This is a genomic window from Variovorax sp. CCNWLW225 (genome assembly GCF_037204045.1).
Lineage (GTDB): Bacteria > Pseudomonadota > Gammaproteobacteria > Burkholderiales > Burkholderiaceae_C > Variovorax.
The window spans coordinates 1-20202 of record NZ_JBBCBV010000005.1 but is presented as its reverse complement, the minus strand read 5'-3'; the positions used below and the strand labels follow the sequence as shown (position 1 = coordinate 20202).

The 20202-nt window shown below is 63.5% G+C and carries 16 protein-coding genes; 4 read left to right on the top strand and 12 right to left on the bottom strand.

Annotated features, from left to right (window positions below; all coding sequences use genetic code 11):
* Positions 1-31 precede the first annotated feature (31 nt).
* Genes V9L20_RS11475 through mutS form a run of 4 tightly spaced genes read right to left on the bottom strand, consistent with a single transcriptional unit; the run spans position 32 to position 5036 of the window.
* Positions 32-733, bottom strand: a complete 702-nt coding sequence (locus V9L20_RS11475; protein ID WP_258501315.1) for a response regulator transcription factor — start codon at positions 731-733, stop codon at positions 32-34.
* A 10-nt stretch (positions 734-743) separates the two neighbouring features.
* A complete protein-coding gene (locus V9L20_RS11470) occupies positions 744-1553 on the bottom strand; it encodes an alpha/beta hydrolase (RefSeq protein ID WP_337296690.1) in 810 nt (269 codons plus the stop codon).
* Positions 1554-1570: 17 nt separating this feature from the next.
* Entirely contained in the window at positions 1571-2410 is an 840-nt protein-coding gene (locus V9L20_RS11465) for a proteasome-type protease (RefSeq protein WP_157614818.1), read from the bottom strand.
* 28 nt (positions 2411-2438) lie between these two features.
* Complete coding sequence (gene mutS / locus V9L20_RS11460) at positions 2439-5036, bottom strand: DNA mismatch repair protein MutS (RefSeq protein WP_337296873.1); 2598 nt, start codon at positions 5034-5036, stop codon at positions 2439-2441.
* A 185-nt stretch (positions 5037-5221) separates the two neighbouring features.
* Between mutS and V9L20_RS11455 the strand changes: the two genes are divergently transcribed.
* Together V9L20_RS11455 and corA are read left to right on the top strand one after the other, a co-directional pair.
* Entirely contained in the window at positions 5222-5845 is a 624-nt protein-coding gene (locus V9L20_RS11455) for a hypothetical protein (RefSeq protein WP_337296689.1), read from the top strand.
* 34 nt (positions 5846-5879) lie between these two features.
* Positions 5880-6857: a magnesium/cobalt transporter CorA gene (corA, locus tag V9L20_RS11450; protein ID WP_337296688.1), complete on the top strand. Its 978-nt coding sequence runs from the start codon at positions 5880-5882 to the stop codon at positions 6855-6857.
* A 135-nt stretch (positions 6858-6992) separates the two neighbouring features.
* Here the strand turns inward: corA and V9L20_RS11445 are convergent, their stop codons facing one another.
* The 3 genes from V9L20_RS11445 to V9L20_RS11435 all read right to left on the bottom strand — a co-directional run bounded on the left by V9L20_RS11445 (position 6993) and on the right by V9L20_RS11435 (position 9444).
* On the bottom strand, positions 6993-7841 hold the full coding sequence (locus V9L20_RS11445; RefSeq protein WP_337296687.1) for a siderophore-interacting protein: 849 nt from the start codon (positions 7839-7841) through the stop codon (positions 6993-6995).
* Positions 7842-7856: 15 nt separating this feature from the next.
* The gene (locus V9L20_RS11440; protein WP_337296686.1) at positions 7857-8426 is read right to left on the bottom strand and encodes a PadR family transcriptional regulator; all 570 of its coding nucleotides are present in this window, start codon (positions 8424-8426) and stop codon (positions 7857-7859) included.
* 190 nt (positions 8427-8616) lie between these two features.
* A complete protein-coding gene (locus V9L20_RS11435; RefSeq protein ID WP_337296685.1) occupies positions 8617-9444 on the bottom strand; it encodes an HDOD domain-containing protein in 828 nt (275 codons plus the stop codon).
* A gap of 232 nt (positions 9445-9676) precedes the next feature.
* Here V9L20_RS11435 and V9L20_RS11430 point away from each other — a divergent pair, with 232 nt between their 5' ends.
* Positions 9677-11194: a ComEC/Rec2 family competence protein gene (locus tag V9L20_RS11430; protein WP_337296684.1), complete on the top strand. Its 1518-nt coding sequence runs from the start codon at positions 9677-9679 to the stop codon at positions 11192-11194.
* A 190-nt stretch (positions 11195-11384) separates the two neighbouring features.
* Entirely contained in the window at positions 11385-12533 is a 1149-nt protein-coding gene (locus V9L20_RS11425) for a YaaC family protein (protein ID WP_337296683.1), read from the top strand.
* 99 nt (positions 12534-12632) lie between these two features.
* On the opposite strand, the gene V9L20_RS11420 is transcribed toward V9L20_RS11425, so the two are convergent.
* The 5 genes from V9L20_RS11420 to V9L20_RS11400 form a co-directional block, all read right to left on the bottom strand.
* Positions 12633-14357 (bottom strand): hypothetical protein, encoded by a 1725-nt coding sequence (locus tag V9L20_RS11420; protein WP_337296682.1) that lies wholly within the window; start codon positions 14355-14357, stop codon positions 12633-12635.
* Entirely contained in the window at positions 14354-16261 is a 1908-nt protein-coding gene (locus tag V9L20_RS11415; RefSeq protein WP_337296681.1) for a hypothetical protein, read from the bottom strand. The genes V9L20_RS11420 and V9L20_RS11415 overlap by 4 nt, the downstream gene beginning before the upstream one ends.
* Positions 16262-16590: 329 nt before the next feature.
* Entirely contained in the window at positions 16591-17922 is a 1332-nt protein-coding gene (locus V9L20_RS11410) for a sulfatase family protein (protein ID WP_337296680.1), read from the bottom strand.
* A 42-nt stretch (positions 17923-17964) separates the two neighbouring features.
* Positions 17965-18969, bottom strand: a complete 1005-nt coding sequence (locus tag V9L20_RS11405; protein WP_443098568.1) for a Bug family tripartite tricarboxylate transporter substrate binding protein — start codon at positions 18967-18969, stop codon at positions 17965-17967.
* A gap of 55 nt (positions 18970-19024) precedes the next feature.
* Positions 19025-20017, bottom strand: a complete 993-nt coding sequence (locus V9L20_RS11400) for a Bug family tripartite tricarboxylate transporter substrate binding protein (RefSeq protein WP_337296679.1) — start codon at positions 20015-20017, stop codon at positions 19025-19027.
* Positions 20018-20202 lie beyond the last annotated feature (185 nt).

Sequence of the window (20202 nt, the reverse complement as noted above, 5' to 3'; positions counted from 1 at the left end):
GGCGCTAAGAAAAGAAAGAGCGAGGTGCCGGTCAGGGCAGCAGCCCGTGCCTGCGGCCCTGGTAGACGGCCTCGGTGCGAGACGTGACGGCCAGCTTGCGGTAGATGTTCTTGGTGTGGCATTCCACCGTCAGCTTCGAGATCGACAGCAGCTCGGCCATGTCGCGGTTGCTGAGCCCTTGCGACACGAGCTCGAGAATCCTCAGCTCTCGCGGTGTCAGCGCCACGGGCAGCGGGGCAGGCGCATCGGCTGCCACCGCCGGCAAAGCCAGCTGCGTTGCCAGCCAGGCGAGGATGTGGCGTGCAATGGCTGGGTCGATCGGCGCACCCCCTTGTTCGATGCTGCGCAGCGCAATGCTGAGCTCGAGGTCGTCGCGCTCTTTCAGCAGGTAGCCGATGGCGCCGGCTCGCAGCGCCGCGAAAATGGTTTCTTCGGTGCGCCAGGCTGAAATCACCACGGCAGGCACCTTGGGATGCGCCGCCTGCATCCAGCCGATGAGTTCGACGCCGCTGCCGTCCGGCAGGCCGATGTCGACCAGCGCGACCCCAAAGCTCTGTGTGCGAAGCAGTTCCTTTGCCGAGGCAATGCTCTCCGCCCAGGCGATCTGCGGGCCACCGTAGCCGAGCATGGCCAACACGCGGCCCAGGCGCTCGCGCATTGCGGGGTCGTCTTCGACAACCAGCGAAGGGCTCAGGGAGACCGCTTCAATCACTGCCGGTTGGGAGGAAGACATGGGGCTCCGATCAGTCCAGCAGGTTGCGCAGCGCCGCCTCGACTGCCGCGGCCGTGGCCAGGGGCTTTTCCATGGGAAACAGGTGCGTGCCGTCGAGCATTGCAATACGGCCCTTGGTCACCTTCTGGGTCATGGCCATGCCCACCTGCTTCATCTCGGCCGATTGGCGCCCGCCGATGAAGGCCACCTTGCACTTGAGCGGATGGCGGCGCAGCAGCGCGCCCAGGTTGTGGGGCAAGGTGTTGTAGATGGCCGTTTCCACGTTGCGGTCGAAGCTCAGTTCGCGCGTGTCTTCGCTGTCGAAGGTGCCGTGGTCGATGTAGTCGTGCAGCACCTGCTCGTCCCACTTGGCAAAGGCCTTCTTGCTGCGGAAGTGCTCGAACACGGCTTCGCGGTGCTCCCACTTGTTCTTGCGCCGGCGGCTGATGGCGCCGGGCGACACGGTCTTCATGAGCGGGGTGCGCTTGACCAGGCTCAGCGTGTTTGCGCGCCAGCCGCCCAGAATCGGCGAGTCGAGCAGCACCACGCCGCGGGCGAGCGCCGGATGCAGCGCCGCGCACATCAGGCTCAAGAATCCGCCGAGCGAATGGCCGACCAGAAAAACCGGGCCGCCCGCGCGGTCGGCGTGCTGCTTGGCAAAGTCGGCCAACTGCTGCACCAGGTGCGGCCAGTTGTCGGTGACGGGGTACTTCGGGTCGTGCCCGAACTTCTCTATGGCGTCGACCTCGAAGCCGCGGTTGCGCAGGCTGTCTAAAACGACGCGGTAGGTGCTCGCCGGAAAGCTGTTGCCGTGCGAGAAGACGATGGGCGGCATCGCCATGGCTGCTGCGGCCGGGCTCAGATGAGCTTTTCGTCCGGCGTGGAAATCTTGCGCAGCGGGCTGTGCCGCGTGGCCGGCATCTTCAGCGGGTGCTGGGTGGCGGAGTCGTCCCACACCGGGTCTTCAATGCTGTCGAACACTTCGCGCAGCTTCTGGCCCCAGCTGTTGTGCATCATGCGGTAGTAGGGGTTGTCGGCGTCGATGCAGATCACGCGGTCGGTTTCGAACTTGTTGGCCTCGTACACCACCAGGTCGAGCGGCAGGCCCACCGAGAGGTTCGACTTCATGGTCGAGTCCATCGACACCAGCGCGCACTTGGCGGCTTCGTCGAGCGGGGTTTCGGGCGTGAGCACGCGGTCGAGCACCGGCTTGCCGTATTTCGATTCGCCCACCTGGAAGTAGGGCGTCTCGGTGGTGGCCTCGATGAAGTTGCCCGCCGAATACACCAGGAAGAGGCGCATGCCTTCGCCCTTGACCTGCCCGCCGAAGATGAACGACACGTTGAAGTCGAGCCCCGCATGCTTGAGTGCCTCGGCGTCGCGGTCGTACACATGGCGCACGGCCGAGCCGAGCACGCGCGCGGCGTCGAACATGCTCTTGGCGTTCCAGATGGTGATGGGGTCGCCCTGCGAGCCGTCTTCACGGGTTTCGCGCAGCTCTTCTATCTGCAAAATTTCGCGCACCGACTGCGAGATGCTCAGGTTGCCCGAAGACAGCAGCACCATGACGCGGTCGCCCGGCTGCTCGTAGACGATCATCTTGCGGAAGGTGCTGATGTGGTCCACCCCCGCATTGGTGCGCGAGTCGGAAAGAAACACCAGTCCGGCGTTGAGTTTGATGCCTACGCAATAAGTCATTTTTTCATCTCGCACGAAGGATGCCCGCTCACATGGCGCTGCGTTCGCGCGTGTTCAGTTTTTGTAAGGCATAGAGCGCGTCGAGCGCCTCCCGTGGCGTCATCGCGTCGGGGTCGAGCGCGGCCAGGGCGGATTCTACGGCGCTGGCCATGGGCGTTTCGGCCGCCGGCGGAGGTGCGAACAGGTCGACCTGCGCGCGCGTCTGGGCATGCTGCGACTCCAGCGCCTCGAGCGCCTGGCGTGCATGGTTGACCACCGCAGAGGGCATGCCCGCGAGCCGCGCCACCTGAATGCCGTAGCTCTTGCTGGCCGGGCCGGGCTGCATTTCGTGCAAGAACACGATGTCGCGGCCCGCCTCGGTGGCGCTCACGTGCATGTTCACGGCGCAGTGGTGCGTGGCCGGAAACTCGGTCAGCTCGAAGTAGTGGGTGGCAAAGAGCGTGAAGGCCTTGCTGCGGTCGTGCAGCTGGGCCGCAATGCCGGCCGCCAGCGCCAGGCCGTCGAAGGTGCTGGTGCCGCGGCCGATTTCGTCCATGAGCACCAGCGACTGCGCGGTGGCGCTGTGCAGGATTTGCGCAGCCTCGGTCATCTCGAGCATGAAGGTCGACTGCGCATTGGCCAGGTCGTCCGCCGCGCCAATGCGGGTGTGAATCGCGTCGATGGGCCCCAGCCGGCACGCCGCCGCCGGCACGTGCGAGCCAATGGAGGCCAGCAGCACGATGATGGCCACCTGCCGCATGTAAGTCGACTTACCGCCCATGTTGGGGCCGGTGATGATCTGCATGCGCTGCTGCGGCCCGAGCACCGTGTCATTGGCGATGAAGCCGCCGGAAGACTTTTCGGCCAGCCGCGCTTCCACCACCGGGTGCCGGCCCTGCTGGATCTCGATGCAGGGGTGCGAAACGAAGCTCGGCGCGCGCCAGTGCAGCGTGTGCGAGCGCTCGGCCAGCGCGCAGAGCGCGTCGAGCGTGGCAATGGCGCCAGCCAGTTGCGTGAGCGCCGGCACCGAGGGCTGCAGCGCATCGAGCAGTTGCTCGTAGAGCCACTTCTCGCGGGCCAGCGCCCGGTCTTGCGCGCTCAGCGCCTTGTCTTCGAAAGCCTTGAGCTCGGGCGTGATGAAGCGCTCGGCGTTCTTCAGCGTCTGGCGGCGGCGGTAGTTGTCGGGCACCTTCGAGAGCGCGCTTTGCGTCACCTCGATGTAGAAGCCGTGCACGCGGTTGAACTGCACCCGCAGGTTGCTGATGCCGGTGCGTTCGCGCTCGCTCACTTCGAGCTTCAGCAGGAAGTCGTCGCAGTTCTCGCTGATGGCGCGCAGCTCGTCGAGCTCGGCGTCGTGGCCGGTGGCAATCACGCCGCCGTCGCGCACCAGCGCCGACGGGTCGGGCTTGATGGCGCTTGCCAGCAGGTCGGCGCATCCCGGCGGCGGCGCAAGGCGCTCGGCAATCTGGTCGAGCAGCGCGGCGGAACCGGGGAGGAGCGGCGACAGCTGCTCCGCCTTGGCCAGTGCAAGCCGCAGCGCCAGCAGTTCGCGCGGGCGCACCTGGCGCAGCGCAATGCGCGCTGCAATTCGCTCCACGTCGCTCGTGTTCTTGAGTTGTTCGCGCAGCGTGCGCCAGGGCGCGGCCGTGCCGCCCAGCACTGTGGACTGCAGCGCGCCGATGGCTTCGAGCCTCGCCTGCGCCTCGCTGCGGTCGCGCCGGGGCGACAGCAGCCAGCGCTTCAGCAAGCGGCTGCCCATGCCCGTCATGCAGGTGTCGAGCAGCGAGAACATGGTGGGCGAATCTTCGCCGCGCAGCGTTTGCACCAACTCCAGGTTGCGCCGCGTGGTGGGCGGCAGCTCGATCAGGTCGCCGTCGCGCTCAACCGAAAGGCGCTGCACGTGCGAAAGCGCGCGGCCCTGCGTGTGCTCGGCATAGCCCAGCAGCGCGGCGGCGGCGGCATGCGCGTTGGCGAGCGATTCGGCGTTCCACGCGGCCAAGCTCTTGCTGCCCATTTGCTCGCTGAGCTTGCGTTCGCCCAGGCCGCCGTCGAACTGCCAGGCCGGGCGAATAGAAAGCGTGAAAGGCGTGGCCGCGCGTGCGGCCTTCAGGCGCTGCTCGAAAGCCGGCGTTACCTCGGCGCTGTACAGCAGCTCGCTTGGGGCGATGCGGGCAATCCAGGTTTCGAGCGCATCGGCCGGGCATTCGGCCAGCCGCAGCTCGGCGCCGGTCACGCTGAGCCAGGCCAGGCCGCAGAAGTTGCGCGTGCCCGCATGTACCGCGAGCAGCAGCGATTCGCTCTTGTCGTTGAGCAGTTCCGAATCGGTCAGCGTGCCGGGCGTAACCACCCGCACCACCTTGCGCTCGACCGGCCCCTTGCTCGCGCCGACTTCGCCCACCTGCTCGCAAATGGCTACCGATTCGCCCAGCTTGATGAGCCGCGCAAGATAAGTATCGACCGCATGAAAGGGCACGCCGCACATCACCACCGGCTGGCCGGCCGACTGGCCGCGCTGGGTGAGCGTGATGTCGAGCAGGCGCGCGGCCTTTTCGGCGTCGGCCCAGAACAGCTCGTAGAAATCGCCCATCCGGTAGAACAGCAGGGTGTCCGGATGGTTGGCCTTGAGGCCCAGGTACTGCGCCATCATGGGCGTGTGGCCCGAGAAGTCGCTGGTCGAGGGGGAGGGTTGGGCAGTCGTCGTTTTCACTCGGGCGATTATCGGGGACGAGCGAGCGGCAAGCCGGTGCACATTGCGGCGGTTGCGGCCGGCCGGCGCGCACCCGCCGCTCTAAAATCCGCCGACGCAAACCCCGCGTGAAGAACAAGGCGCCCATGGCTCACCCGGATGAATTCAAAGGCCCTGACGCGGACGCACTGCCCGACACCGCCACCTTGCCCGCAGAGTTTGCCGCGCTGTACCTCTGCATGTCGCCAGCCCAGCTTGCCGACTTGCGCAAATCGAAGCGGCCCGACGGGCGCGCAGGCAACGGCCCGTCCGTCATCAGGCCGGTGGAAGGCGGTGCAGCCGGGCCGAAAGACCCGCTGCTCTACACGCTTGGCACATTGCGCAGCTTTGCGAAGGCCCACACCGCCCCAACGGCGTTCGACACCGCGTTGAACTCCGGAATGCTGGGCTGGGTGTCCGCCAAGCTGCCGTTCTTTGCCGAGCTGGAACCCCGCGTCAAGCGCGGCAGGCGAGTGCTTATCGGCGGCGCCTGGGACCGGGCCGACCCCCTGCGCGAGAAGCGCTTCACGGAACTGGCAAAGGGCCGCATCCGCTTCACATCGTTGACCTGCGCCGAAGCCGCAGCCAGCCTGTGGGCCGACGTTGCAAGCCACTCTGCGTTGGCCGAGAAAGGCCTGGCGCTGCTCAAGAGCGAGACGCAGGCCATCGAAGCTTCGCTGGCCGCCACCGCGGCGCTGGCGGCGGCTTCGAATCCGGCCTCGGCAGCCTGACTCCGATTCAAAGATTGACCATGGACGAGTACCGATGCTGATCAACTGCGTGGCCTACGAAAACGGCGCCAAGCTCGCCGATATCCCGGTCGAGGACATCAGCGAATACATCACCCGCCCCGGCTGCTTTGTGTGGGTGGCGCTGAGCGACGCCACGCCGGAAGAGCTGGCGCAGATGAAGGACGAGTTCAACCTGCATCCGTTGGCGGTCGAAGACGCCCATCACGGCCACCAGCGCCCCAAGGTCGAGGAGTACGGCGACTCGCTCTTCGTGGTGATGCACCTCGTCGAGCCCTCTACCGAAGGCGCTCATTGCGTGAACGTGGGAGAGGTCGACGTGTTCGTCGGTAAGAACTACGTGCTTTCAGTGCGCAACCGCAGCCAGCAGGGCTTTCTGGGCGTGCGCGAGCGCTGCGAGCGCGAGCCCGACTTGCTCCGCAACGGCGCGGGCTTTGTGCTCTATGCGCTGATGGATGCGGTGGTCGACCGCTACTTTCCGGTGATCGACGCGCTCGAGGTGGAGCTTGAATCCATCGAGCAACAGATCTTTACCCAGGGCGGCGCGGCGCGCGACAAGATCAAGCAGCTTTATGACCTGAAGCGGCGCAGCATGATCCTCAAGCGCGCGGTGGCGCCGCTGACCGAGGCGGCCGGCAAGCTGCACGGCGGGCGGGTGCCGCAGATCTGCATGAGCTCGCAGGAATACTTTCGCGACGTGGCCGACCACCTAGTTCGCATCAACGGCTCCATCGACGCGATGCGCGACACCATCGGCACGGCCATTTCGGTGAACCTGTCGATGGTCACCATCGAAGAGAGCGAAGTGACCAAGCGGCTTGCCGCCTGGGCCAGCATTTTTGCGGTGTGCACCGCGTTTGCCGGCATCTGGGGCATGAACTTCGAGCACATGCCGGAGCTGAAACTTCGCTACGGCTATGCGGCCGCGCTGGCGCTGATGGGCGGCACCTGCAGCTACCTTTACTACCGCTTCAGGCGCGCCGGCTGGCTCTGAATTTCTTTCTCCCTCCCCTTCCGGGGGAGGGCAGGGATGGGGGCAGGCGGCGCATCGAGAGCAGCGAACGCTTGATACGCCCCGTGCCCCCATCCCAACCTTCCCCCGGAAGGGGAAGGAGCAAAACCAAGGCGCTTACTCGTCGTGCGTGTCGTGCGTGGCCACGGCACCGCGGCGCCAGTAGCCTGACGCGCGAACCCACTTCGGATTGGCGCCGCGCTCGCCCACCAGGTGCGCGCGCAGGGCCTTCGCAATGGCCGACTCGCACCCCACCCAGGCGTGAAAGTCGCCGGCCGGCAGCTTCATTGCCTTGAGTGCATCGAGCAGCACCGGGCTCAGCCCCGGTTCAGCGCCCTTGCGGTGCACCCATTGCAGCGTGAGCTCGGCCTGCGTTTCGAACGGCACCTGGTCCGCCTCGCTGCCGACCTCGGCCAGCACCACCACGCGCGCACCGGCCGGCAACTCGGCCAGGCGCCGTGCGATCGCGGGCAGGGCGGTGTCGTCGCCGATGAGCAAGTGCCAGTCGAAATCGGTCGGCACGATGAACGAGCCGCGCGGCCCGCCCACGCCGAGCATGTCGCCCGGCTTGGCCTGTTCGGCCCATTGGGTAGCGGGGCCGGCTTCGTGCAGCGCAAAGTCGAGCTCCAGCGTGTTGGCCTGCGGGTCATACCGGCGCGGCGTGTAGTCGCGCATGGTCGGCCGGCCGCCTGCGGGCCACACCGGGCCGTCAGGCCCCACGGTAGGCAGCGTGAGCTTGCCGGTCGCGGCGTCGGGAAAAAAGATCTTCGCGTGGTCGTCGAAGCCCAGGCTCGTAAAGCCGGCAAGGTCATCGCCGGTGAGCGTGACGCGGATCAGGTGCGGCGTGACGCGCTGCACCGTTTTTACCGTGAGCTGCCTGAAGCGAAGCTCGTGCCGCACGCGGCGCGGCGTGCGGTCGGGCGGGGAAGAAGAAGCGGGAGATGTGTCGGTCGAGAAGTCGGTCATTTCAGAAAAAGCTTTCTAGATGCGTTCCAGTTGCTGAGCGGCGCTGTCGAGCACCGCGGCGAAATCGTGGGCTTGTTGTTCTGTGAGGGGCGGGCCCGAAAGGCGCATGCGCATGGCGAGCTTCAGGTTCTCAATAGCGCGCGTCACCTGCGGCGGGCGCCCGCCGCGCGGGCCGGCTCCGTCGACGCCGCCGTTCATGCGGGCCATCATCGCGTCGGCCATGTCGTTGTTGACGGCCAGAAACTCCTGGCCGCTGGCCGTGATGCTGTAGCGCTTGCGCCCGCCCGTGTCGGCGGTTTCCACGCTCAGGTAGCCCATTTCTTCGAGCAGCGTGAGCGTGGGGTACACCACGCCCGGGCTCGGCGCATAGCTGCCGCCCAGGCGGTCTTCAATGGCCTTGATGAGCTCGTAGCCGTGGGCCGGCTTGTCGGCGATGAGCCGCAGCAGCACAAAACGCAGGCCGCCGTGGCCGAACACCCGCCCGCCGCCGCGTCCGCCACGGCCACCCGAAAGGCCGTCTTCGTGCTCGCCGCGGGGCGTGTGGCAGGGGTGGTGATGGTGGTGGCCGAAGTGGGGGTGTCGCATATCGATGTCCTCTCGAAGTATGTCGAAATTATTTTCGATATATCTAAAAAAGTCAAACGACTGTGCCTGCCACATCGTCGTGCGGCACCGTTCAAGGCTCGGCCAGGGGGAGGGGAGAGAAGAGGGCGCTGGCCGAAGCCAGGCAAAATGGGGCGGCAGGCGCCACCCTCAACGGACGGTCAAACGACGATCAGGCGATCATCGATTCCAGGTCGGACGCCAGCTCGCGGGGCGCCGGCATGTCTTGCATCACGTCTTCAGAAATGCCAATGGCATCCGCCGACTGGGCAGGCCACATGTGCTGCGAGTCGCCAATGCGCAGGCCTTCGCGCTCCAGCGCAACGCGCCAGACGGCAAGGTGCAGCACATTGGCCAGCGGGTCGACCTGCTCGGCTTCCATCGGGTTGGCAAAGCAAGAGAGGGCACTGATGAACTCGGGCGCAAACTCCCAGCGGGCAGCCAGCCGGGCGCCCACTTCGCCGTAGTGAAAGCCGAACTTCTGCCGTTCGACCTCCAGCCGGCCCATCATGTCGAACGGGTGCACGGCGTTGAGCTTGGCCATTTGCTCCTTCATGGCACCGGCCATGATCAGGTGGCCGATGGCGTGCATGCTGCCCACGGTGAACGCAAGGCTCTGGTCCACGCTGCGCGTTTTGCCGGCAAGGTAGCGGGCCACCGCCGCCACGCGCAGGCTGTGCGACCAGAAAGACGGCAGATGCACCCCGTCGACCTTGCGGAACGTGCCCGTAAGGCCAGAGCTCACCACCAGCGAGCGGATCGACGAGAAACCCAGCAGCTGGATCGCGTCTTGGATCGAGAGGATTTTGCGGCGCAGCCCGAAGTACGGAGAGTTGGCCATGCGCAGCACCCGGGCCGTCAGCACCTGGTCGAGCTCGACCTTGCGTGCAACCACGGGAATAGAGGCGTCCTCGTTGCGCAAGAGCTCGATCAAGTCGAACACCACCTTGGGCACCGTGGGAAGCAAATGGCTTTCGGCAAACAGTTCGTCCAGGGTCATGGCGATCTCAGGCTGTAGTTTTCGCTGCCCGGAATTGTGCTGCAACTATAGTGTTACATGTTGATGTCTTCAGGGATCGGGTCAACTCCCATAGTCCGAATGCAGACTTCCAGCAACAAAGCCGCCATTGTCCGGAGCCGCCTGCCTATTGCCATACCGCTTTTGAGTGATGCGCCTGCCCCCCCTCGCTGCTAAAAGTGCGGGATTCGTCAAAAAAAGAGGGAGCGGGCGCATGGCAGCACACCGATTCGTCAATCTGCGCGCGGACGGAAGCCCCGTTCACCTCTTCGACGACAAGAAGAAAAAGATCCGCGAAGTCATCTGGGGCGACTTCCTCAAGGTCAAGAAAGACCTTGGCGACGGCTGGCTCGAAATCGACTGGGCCGCCCGCTCGCCCACCAAGCGGCGCACGCTCTACATCCGCAAGGAAGACACCGTCGCCCGCCGGCCGCTGGAAATCATCTTCGTCGACGTGGGCCAGGGCGACGGCGCCGTGCTGATCTCGCCCGAGACCGACGGCGAAGAGCGCATTGTGGTCATCGACGCCGGCGAGGGCGGCAACATGCGCGCCTTTCTCGCCGCAAGGTTCCAGACCTACCGCGGCTTCGACTTTGCCGCCGCCGTCATGACCCACCCCGACAGCGACCACTACCTCGGCTTCAAGGATGTGTTTGCAGGCCCCGGCATCGGATTCGGCACGGTCTATCACAACGGGCTCGTCGAGCGGCCCGTGAGCGGAACCTGGGAGAAGCTGGGCGGCAAGCCCGTGAAGGAAGACGGCGCTTCCGTTGCCTACATCGGCGACCTTGCGACCGACTACGCAACCGTAAAGACCATTTTCGAGAACGCCGGCACCAACCACCTGTTTCCGCAGGTCATGAAAGCCGCGCTCGAGAACCCGAAGATCCAGGACATCTGCATGCTCTCTGTGCAGCACGCGACGATGGAAGACGACATTGCCTGGATGCCCGACTTTGCCCCGTCCGACGACCGCGGCTACACGATTCGGGTGCTGGCCCCTGTCGTCGAAGAAGGCCCCGACGGCATGCCGGCGCTGCGGCAACTGGGCTCGTTCAACGAAACCAAGAACGGGCATTCCGTCATCCTGCGGCTCCAGTACGGCAAGTTCAGCGTGCTGTTCGGCGGCGACCTGAACGAGGGAGCCGAGAAATTCCTGCTGCAGCACTACACCGGCACTGCCGATAGCAAGTTCCCGAAGACCGGCACCCCGGCCTACGACGACATGGTGACCAAGGCGCGCGACATCTTCAGGTCAGACATCATGAAGTCGTGCCACCACGGCTCCGAAAAGGTGACCGATGCGTTTCTGGATGCCGTCAATCCGGCGGCCTTCATCATCTCGTCGGGAGACGAAGAGGGCCACATCCACCCGAGGCCCGACCTGCTCGGCCGCCTGGGCCGCTTCGGCCGCGGCGGCGCACCGGTCATTCTTTCCACCGAGCTCCAGCGCTCTTCGCGCGCGATGGAAGACAAGAACTCCGTCGACAAGCTGCTGGCCGGCATCGACAAGCTCGCCGCGGGCACGCTCTCGCCGGACAAGATCGTCCAGCTCAAGGCCGACGTGAAGGAGCTCGCGCGCAGCAACGTCGAGGTGTACGGCGCGATCTACCTGAAGACCGATGGGGAAAGGCTGATTACGGCGTTTCGTATTGAGGCTAAGTCGGAGATTGAGAAGTGGTTTTATTTTCGGTATCGGTTTGAGGGGGATGTGCTGGTTCGGGAGGATTGAGAGGCAATGGACATATGCGTCGAACAAGGTAGCGGACTCGGAGTCCCGGTGTGCAGCGGATGCGGCCCGTCGACCGCGAGCTCTGTCTTGATCTACTGGCCTGTCTAACGTAATAAGCCACGCTCAGTTTCGCCACGAGTCGTCCGTCGGACACAATCGCCGCTTTGATGATCGCTTACGAGGGACGAAAATGAAACTTGCAGCTTCGCGCGTCGGCGAAAGGCTACGCGTCAACAACAAGTTGATCCCTTATAGCTTCTGGCCGACCAAGCTTGGACCTAAGGGCAATGCGAGCCTCCAGACTCTTCTCTTTTCGCTTGACCCCTGGTCGATCATTGATCAATCCATTAAGACTTCGTGTCCCCAGGCGAACCGGCTTGAGGCTCTCGCGTGCACTCGGCAGGCCCGCGATTTCTACGAGGGTGCGGTTGACTCTCAGCGTGTTTCCGCTAGGCCATTGTCTCTGTACTACTGCTTCATGAATCTCGTGAAGGCGTTCTGTCTCACCAAAGGCACGCAGACGACTTTCAACAAAGCGCAACATGGCTTGTCAGAGATGCTGCGACCTGCGAACCGCGAGCTAACTGATGCGTTTTTGCGAGCTTTTCCAAGTCCGAATGCCAGAGGTGATCTGCAGAATTTCTCCGAGTTCATGGCGGTGCTGAACGGTGCCGGACTTACTGCACAAATCGACTACGATCTTTCGGTTCTGCTGCCTCAGATACTTCCAGGTCATCGGCTGTGGTCATCCGCGGCGAACAAGAAGGAGCGCTTCGTCGCGATCCATGAGATCAGAACTTTTGTCAGCAAGACCACGAGAGAGCTCTGGCTTGGGCTGTATTTTGTCACTGATGATCTCTCGAGGATCGGTGTTAGCCACAAGACCTTTCTGGTCGAATCCGGCTTGGCAGCGTCGTTCGCTCAAGTCGCCTGCAGTGAGACCGATGGCTCCGGTCGCTCGCTGGTTTGCTTCCAGCAAAACGTCCCAATCGTCAGCCCCAACACAAAATACGGGAACTCGCTGCAGCAACTCTTCAATACGGCACGCCCCTTCCTTTGGGCTACCGTTGCGACCATCCCGCCGTACCGAAGGCACTACGTTTATTTGCGGCCGCCTGTCGAAGCGGCGCAGACGGTTTCGCAATTACTTTCGATATACGCGGTGGCTTACTATCTAGGATCGATAACGCGCTATCGGCCACATCACTTTCCACTCATCACTGACGGGCCATTCGGTCCCCGTGTTCAAGATTTCATCACGGGTCAGCCGCAGCAGTTTCTCTACCTCTTGGCCTCGGAATTCAGTCGCCGAGAAATTGCCAAACCCTCGATCCTATAGCTCCATTCGACTTGCGCCGTGCGCCACTACCAGCCTTAAAGGTATGGCCCCTGAAACGCGGCCGCCCGGTGACCGGTTCTTTCGTTCAGTCATCAGCGCCTATCTGCTTGGCATCGATGTGGGCTCGTCGCGCAGGTGGTACCACATAGACGCGGGAACCGGCGTGCGAAAGTGCCGGCAAGCCACAAAATCAACGGCCCACAATCCCGCCTGCAGCGCCGGTGAGGTCTCCTCCCACTTGAGGCGGCCGCTGATGTTGAACTTGGTGATTCGATCTCGCAGGCCTTGTGCGCTCGCTGGAAGAAGATAGGGTGCTTCGCTGCTTCCCCGTTCGTGGTGTGCGGGCCCGTAGTACCACCCGGCGCTCCAATTCAGCGGAGGATGCCAAAGTTGGCTGCCCACCTCAGGGTAACTTTGCGCATGACCCTTGGCGATCGCTTCATACATATCATCCAAGCCAAGCATCACGCTCCAAGAAGCGATAGTCGCCAGCAGCCAAGAACATTGTTTCAACAGCTTTTTCAGTTCGTCGCCTGCGTCTACTTCTAGCTCAACTAAGTCGTCTAGTGAATCGGTGCCGACGGGGAACATCCTGTCCAGTGTGAACGCAAAGTTCATGCGCCCGGCGATTTCGGCTACCCACCAACGCGCGGTGTCAAAGCGGCCACATTGCGTCAGAAGCACCAAGGCCAAGCAAACGTCGACGACTTGCTCATCCAACCGGGGTGAGGCGGCTGCCGGATGGTTGCGCAGCAGATTCTCCAGCGCGTCTGCCATCAATTCCCTTTGATCTTCGCCATCGGGCGTCGCGTGACCGGTCATTACCATTGATAGCCCGATTGACGCAAGCAACCCCACTTGCTCAAGCAGGGTGATGGCGTACTCTGCGCCTTCGCGGGTATATCCCGACAAGCCATCTTTGATCCGGATGTGCCTCTCAATCCGATCGTGATAACGACGCGCCGCAGCGAGGTACGATTCCCAGATGTCACGGATCGCCAATTGGATGTCAGCGTCATCGTGCAGTTGCTGCAGTACTGCGCGGTGGAAACTCCAGAGCACGGTACGTTCCATGACCCATAGCGCCTGACGGCGCTCGCCTTCCGCGTCTGCCCAGTACGAGCAGACAAGGGCAGCTAGATGCACCCGACGCAAGGCCTTCAATAGCGTCGCCGGCGACTGGTTCAAGCCGGTATCCGACAACTGGCCGTCCGCGGCCAGGCCCAGCTGACGCAGCATTAACCGGCACAAGTCGTCGAAGCGATATTCACTGTCGGCGCCCATAACAAGAGACTTGCGCAGATCCGCGCGATCTTGTCCGTCGAAGAGGTGCTCGTTCAACAAGTGCGACTCAATGAGGTCCGACACCCTATCGGCTCCCCAGAACTCGAAGCGCAGTTGCCGATGCCTGTTCGTGTACCCCGCCCAGTTCGCTTGAACCTCCTGTCCGAGATCGCCGGTGGTCGCAACGATGACGACCTTACGGTGGTTCTCGTAACCAAGTGGCACGTGACTGGCGAGGTACACATCAATGATTTCGTCCATACTTTGTCGCACAGCGTTGTGGTCTCCGTCCCATGTTCGCCGACCGATGTCGCCTTGCTTGATGACGAACAGCAACAGTTCGTCTATTCCGTCCGCAGGCGACTTCCCCGCGGCGGGAAAGTCCACGCCGAATTGGCGTACGCCTGCTTTCGGTTTCACCAGCGCGATGTAGCCCATCTCCGTCAGGAGCTCCGGTAAAAGACGATCGAACTCGTCGCGTTCGCGCAGGGTGCGCAGGTAATGCGACAGTGCAAGGCGCATCGGGTTGCCCGCGCTCATGCACCACCCCGCTTCGCCACACGCAGCGTGTGCATCCGGTACGCATTGCCTACTGGGTCCAAGCTCTCCCGGCGAGGGAGCTCGACGGAAATTGAGTGAGACGTGAAGTGCATCGGTTGCGAGAACTCGTCCTGCACGTATTGAAAAGAGCTTTCTCCCGCCTTGATGTGCACGGTGGACATCAGTTGCGCCAGCGCCGAATCTTTGCGTCCTTCGCGCATCGAATTTTCCATCTGCTTGGCGCGCGCCTTTCGAAATTCACGTCGCACGGCGCGCGGCAGCGCCAATTCGCGCAGGCGTGGTAAGTCGTCAAGATCGGCGAGGTGGGCGTCAAGTTCGGCTGCAATGTCTAGCAGAAGCGTCGTGGTTTCGGGATCGACGGTCCTCCCAGCGTGAATGCGTAGCTGCTTAGCCGTAGTGGAGGGGTAGTCATAGCCGATCTCCTGCAGCAGGAGCCATCTCATCATTGGGTGAACACGATTCTTCGCATCGGTCACATCGAGCAAAGAGAGGGCGAGTGAGAGCATGTGATCGACTTCGATCAAAAAGCCGAGCACGCGCTTGCCAAGGAACCGCAAATCAGATTCAGTCGCAGTGACCAGCAAAGCTGGGTCGAATCGAAGGCTCGAGCCGCCCCGACGATGGTCCACCCTGGAAATCACGCCTGCGGTGGCGGAGGGGAAGGCCAAGCCGTCCCTAAGCATCCATTGGGTGACCATGCGAGCGCTCAAATGAGGTTGCTCCAAGATCTTGTTGGCGCATTGGTCGAATTGCTCAGCGAATCGTCCATCGCGCCCGCCCTTGGCCTGAGGCTGCGCCGCGACCCAACCTTCGAAAAAACCAAATACGCCGTCTATGTGCTGCGAGCCTGGCCGCAACAGGGTAGACAGCGTGTAGTCGAGTTCGCTCAGTACACCTGCGAACGTCTCGTCCAGCGCCACACATCGTTGCAGCCATTCGAAGAACACGTCAGCGACGAGAAAAGCTTCGGCCTCGCGGGAAAGCGCCCGCGCGACATAGGCACGTGCTTCGGCATCACCGCTGTCAATTTGCTTGCGCAGAGCACCGTCAAACCGCCTACGAAGATGAAGCAAAGAGGTCGCAGCCGCCAAACCCGCACGGTGCTCCTGTGCGTCCGCGCTCGAGATTCTGCGCAAGATCAAATCCTCTAGGCGAGTCGCGGGCACAGGCTCGTTGGGCAACTCGGCAAGCATCCGCCCGGCGATCCAGCAGGTGACGCTGGGCACCGGCGCCTCCACGCGAGTGCAAACGGCGAGCAATTCGCTGGCAGCAGCTTGAGGGTCGATGCCGAACCAAGCCATCCAAGCGGCGCCTAGCAAGTTTCCTCGCGTCTGTGCCGGCGTATCCAGGATCTTTTCAACGAGCGCATGTGCCGTCGCGGGGCGCGTTGCAAGCCATCGCTGTAGGTCGCCGTAGAAAATGCCGGCAGCCATATCGCCTTGCGTCAAAGGCTGCTCAACGTCGCAAAGGTTGATGAGGGCATCAAGATCGAGGTCGTCCAAGTGAGGCAACGCTGCCTTGACTAGGTGTAGCACCTCAAACACCTCTGAAGCGCTCGTCATCCGACATGCGGCAGTGCGCAGAAGATCCTGGTCGGTGTGCGCTGCGGCCAGAAGCCGTCCGCTGGCCAGATCGGCGTGACCGATTTCCTTGCGCCATAGAGCTCGCGCTGCGTTCCAAAGGGTGTCGGAATCGCTGCGGCGCTCACCTAGTTCGGCAAGCACGTGCGCGGCGACCGCCCGATTCCGGTCACCTAGCGTCGCAAAGCGTAGCTCGCCTTGGGAGACCGACGCGCCTTGGACCCCAGCGAGCTGCAGCTGCGCGCCCGGTGGTATCTCGATTTCGAGGTCTTGGCCGTTCTTGTTGTGTAGCGCGCAAGCCAAGTGACCAACGCTAGCAGGCTCGTCCGGGCCGCAGGTAGTACTGGCGGGTGAGGAGTCACGCATAAACAGTCCCTGTCGGAAAGCGGCGAGCATAGACCTTCTTGCATATCCTGGGCTCACGCACGCTTGCCGATAGGGGCTCTGCGGCAAACCGGGACTGTGGTGCCACGAAGAACAACGTACCGGGGAGCCCACGCGCCAATGGGCAGCGGTCGTTGAAGTGCTGCCTGTCCAACTGACAGTGTTCAAAGGCGCCGTCATCCGAGCTCCGGCACCGGGTGTTCGAGTTCAGCCTCAAGCGGTTGCCGCTCTATGCCGGGGCGCACCTCTCACCTCTGCGGCATATCCTTCACCGAATACCCCAAACTAACAGTCGCATCCTCCGGAATCCCAGGCATCGTCGCATTCCAAGCCAGCCAGTCCGCCCGCATCGCAGCCAACCTGTCCGGCTCCTTCTTCCCCAAATTCGCCCGCTCGCGCTCATCGGCCGGAATGTTGAACAGGTATTCGTTGCCGTCCACCTTCAGGTACTTCCAGTCCCCGTCGCGCATCGCTTCCTGCCCGCGATGGTTCATGCGCCAGTGCAGCGGCCTGCGGAAGCTGTGCTTTGCGTCTTTCAGCACGGGCATCAGCGACACGCCATCGAGCGGGTAGGCCGCATCGGCCTTCACACCAGCCGCGTCGAGCATGGTGGCGGACCAGTCCATGGTCATGCACAGTTGCTTGCTCTCGCCGCCCTTGGCAATCACGGCGGGCCAGTGCGCGATCCATGGCACGCGAATGCCGCCTTCGGTCAGGTCCATCTTGCCGCCGACCAGGGGCCAGTTGTCTGAAAAGCGTTCGCCGCCGTTGTCGCTGGTAAACACCATCAGGGTGTTGTCGGCCATGCCGTGCTTTTCGAGCGCGGCCATGATCCAGCCGATGCCTTCGTCCATGTGATGGATCATGCGGCGGTACACATGAATGTTGCCGCCGGCCAGGTCGAAGAGGTTGTCTTTCACTGTCGGCGCCTTCTCGGCGTCGTCGCGAGTTTCCCAGGGCCAGTGCGGGGCGGTGTAGTGCAGGCTCAGGAAGAAGGGGGCTTCTTCCTCTTGCTTTTGTTTGACGGCCATGCGTTCCACGTAGTCCACGGCGCGCTTGGAAAGAATGTCGGTCAGGTAGCCGTCTTCTTTCTTGTCTTGTTCGCCAAACCACAGGTCGTGCTGGCCGGTGGAGTCGCAATGCGTGAAGTAGTCGACACCGCCCGACATGGGCCCGAAGAATTCGTCGTACCCCGAGCGCAGCGGCCCGAAGTGGGGCGGGTAGCCCAGGTGCCATTTGCCGATGAGGGCGGTCTGGTAGCCGCCGGCCTTCAGCAATGAGGGCAGGGTGGGGTGGTCGGTGGGCAGGCCCAGCGTGGTGCTGCCGCGGCTGCTGCTCCTGATGGGCTCTTCGGCCGCGCCGCGCAGGCGGTATTGGTAGCGCGCGGTAATCATGGCAAAGCGGGTGGGCGAGCACACGGGCGAGTTCGAATAGCCCTGGGTGAGCTTCAAACCGTTGGCGGCCAGGCCGTCGAGCACGGGCGACACTGGGCCGAATGCGGCGTCGCGGCCGCCATAGCAGCCAAGGTCGGCATAGCCGAGGTCGTCGGCCACTATGAAGATGATGTTGGGTCTTTTCATGTGCTTGTCTGTCTGTCGGTCTGTCTGAAGCAAGGCGGTTGTTCAGGGCTGGTAGCCAGACTTTTGAACGACGGGCGCCCACTGCGCCTTGTAGGTCTTGAGCATTGCGGCGGTTTGCGCCTGGGTGCTCACCACGGGGGTCATGCCGGCGTCCTTGAACTTGCGCTGGGTGTCGGCGTCCTGCATCACGTCGCGAATCATGTTGGACAGGCGCTCGACCTTGTCCTTGGGCATGCTGGCGGGCGCGAAGAAGGTGTTCCAGCCGGTGGCGGCCAGGTCGAGGCCGGCTTCCTTGAAGGTGGGAATGTTGGGCGCAAAGGGCGAGCGCTTGGCGCCCGAAAGGGCCAGGATGCGCAGCTTGCCCGCGTTGTGCTGCGGCAGCACCACGTCTTCGGTGTCGACCGAAATCGGCACCTGGCCGCCGATGAGGTCGTTCAGCAGCGGGGCGGAGCCGCGGTAGCCGATGATCTGCGTTTGCACCTTGGCCTTTTCGCCCACCATCAGGCCAAAGAAGTGCGGCAGGCTGCCGGTGGCGGGTACGCCCACGTTGGCCTGGTTGGGGTTGGCGCGCATCCAGGCGAGCAGGTGGTTCAGTTCGCGCACCGGCAGGTGGGGCGACACAGACAGCGCAAAGTCGTAGGCGTTGACGTGCGACACGGGCACGAAGTCGCGCTCGGGGTCGTAGTTGTTGTCCTTGAAGACGAGGGGCGCCACCACCATCACCGCGGGGTTGGCAAGCATCAGCACGTTCTGGCTGGCGGGGGTGTTCTTGACCTGCTGGGCCGCAAGGCGGCCGCCGGCGCCGGGCTTGTTGTCGACCACCACGGGCACGCCCAGGCGGGCTGCCAGCTTGTCGCCGACGATGCGCGCCACGCGGTCTGTGGCGCCGCCCGGTGCGTAGCCGACCACGATGTGCAGCGGGCTGTCGAGCGTTTGCGCGCTCGCCTGGGGGGCTACGGCGGCCATGGAGGCCATGAGGCCGGCTGCGGCAAGCAGCGCGGCTAGGCGTCGGGTAATGGGCGTGTGGGTGGGGGTGTTGTTCAGCATGTCGGGTTCCTCCTCGTTCAGTCGATCAGTGTCGTTTGGTTGTTCAGTCGTTCAGTCAATCGTTGGCCTGAAAGTTCACGGCCTTCATGATGCCTGCCCAGCGGGCCGTGTCTTCGCGCATGGTCTTCAAAAGCGCCTCGCTGTTGTCGCCCACGGGGTACATGCCGTTCTGCAGCAGTTGCTGGCGCACATCGCGCGAATTGATGGCGCGGGTGAATTCGGCGCGCAGTTTCTCGACGATGGGCTGCGGCGTTTTAAGAGGCGCGTAGTAGGCAAACCAGGCGGTGGCCACCACGTCCTTGTAGCCGCCCTCCACAAAGCAGGGCAGGTTGGGCATCAGCGGAGAACGCTTGTCGCCACTGGTGGCCAGCACCTTCACGCGGCCCGAAGGCAGCAGCTGCTGCGCGCCGCCAATGGTGTCGAAGTACACGGGCACCGAGCCGCCCATCACGTCTTGCCGTGCCGGCGTAGAGCCGCGGTACGGCACATGAACCATCTTGAGCCCTGCCGCGCGGTTGAGCATTTCGCCCAAAAAGTGCGAAGGCGTTCCGGCGCCGTAAGAGGCAAAGCTCAGCTTGTCGCCCTGCGCCTTGGCCCAGGCGATGAACTCGGCCAGCGTGTTGGCCGGCACGTCCTTGTGCACGACCAGTGCCAGCTCGAAGCGCGCCGCGTTGATGATGGGCACAAAGTCCTTGATCGGGTCGTACGACAGCTGGCGGTAGGCGCTCGGAAACATGGTCATCATGCTGGCGGTGCCCAGCAGCAGGGTGCGGCCGTCGGGCGCCGCGGTTTTTACCGCTTCCACCGCAATGCGGCCTGCCGCGCCCGAGCGGTTGTCCACGATGAGCGGGCCCAGCGTGTCGCGCACCTGCTCTGCAATGGCGCGGGTCAGCACGTCTTGTGTGCCGCCGGCGGGCACGCCAATCAGCACCTTGATGGGTTGGCCGGGCGTAAACGCCTGTGCGTTGGCCAATGGTGCCAGCGGGGCCAGCGCAAGGCCGCCCAGGGCGGCAACGATCTGGCGGCGGTCGAAATCAGGGCAGGGCATGTCGATGTCTCCGGTTCTCGTTCGGTGGCGCCGCTTGGACTGGGTGCCGCGGCTGCGAACGACTTTAGAGACGCTACATTCGATTGATCTAATCAACCATCCCCCGGACTAGGGCCTGTTAACACAATCGAAGTCCGTCGGCGATCAGCGCAAAGCTGATGAAGCCAAGGAACATTACGTCGAGC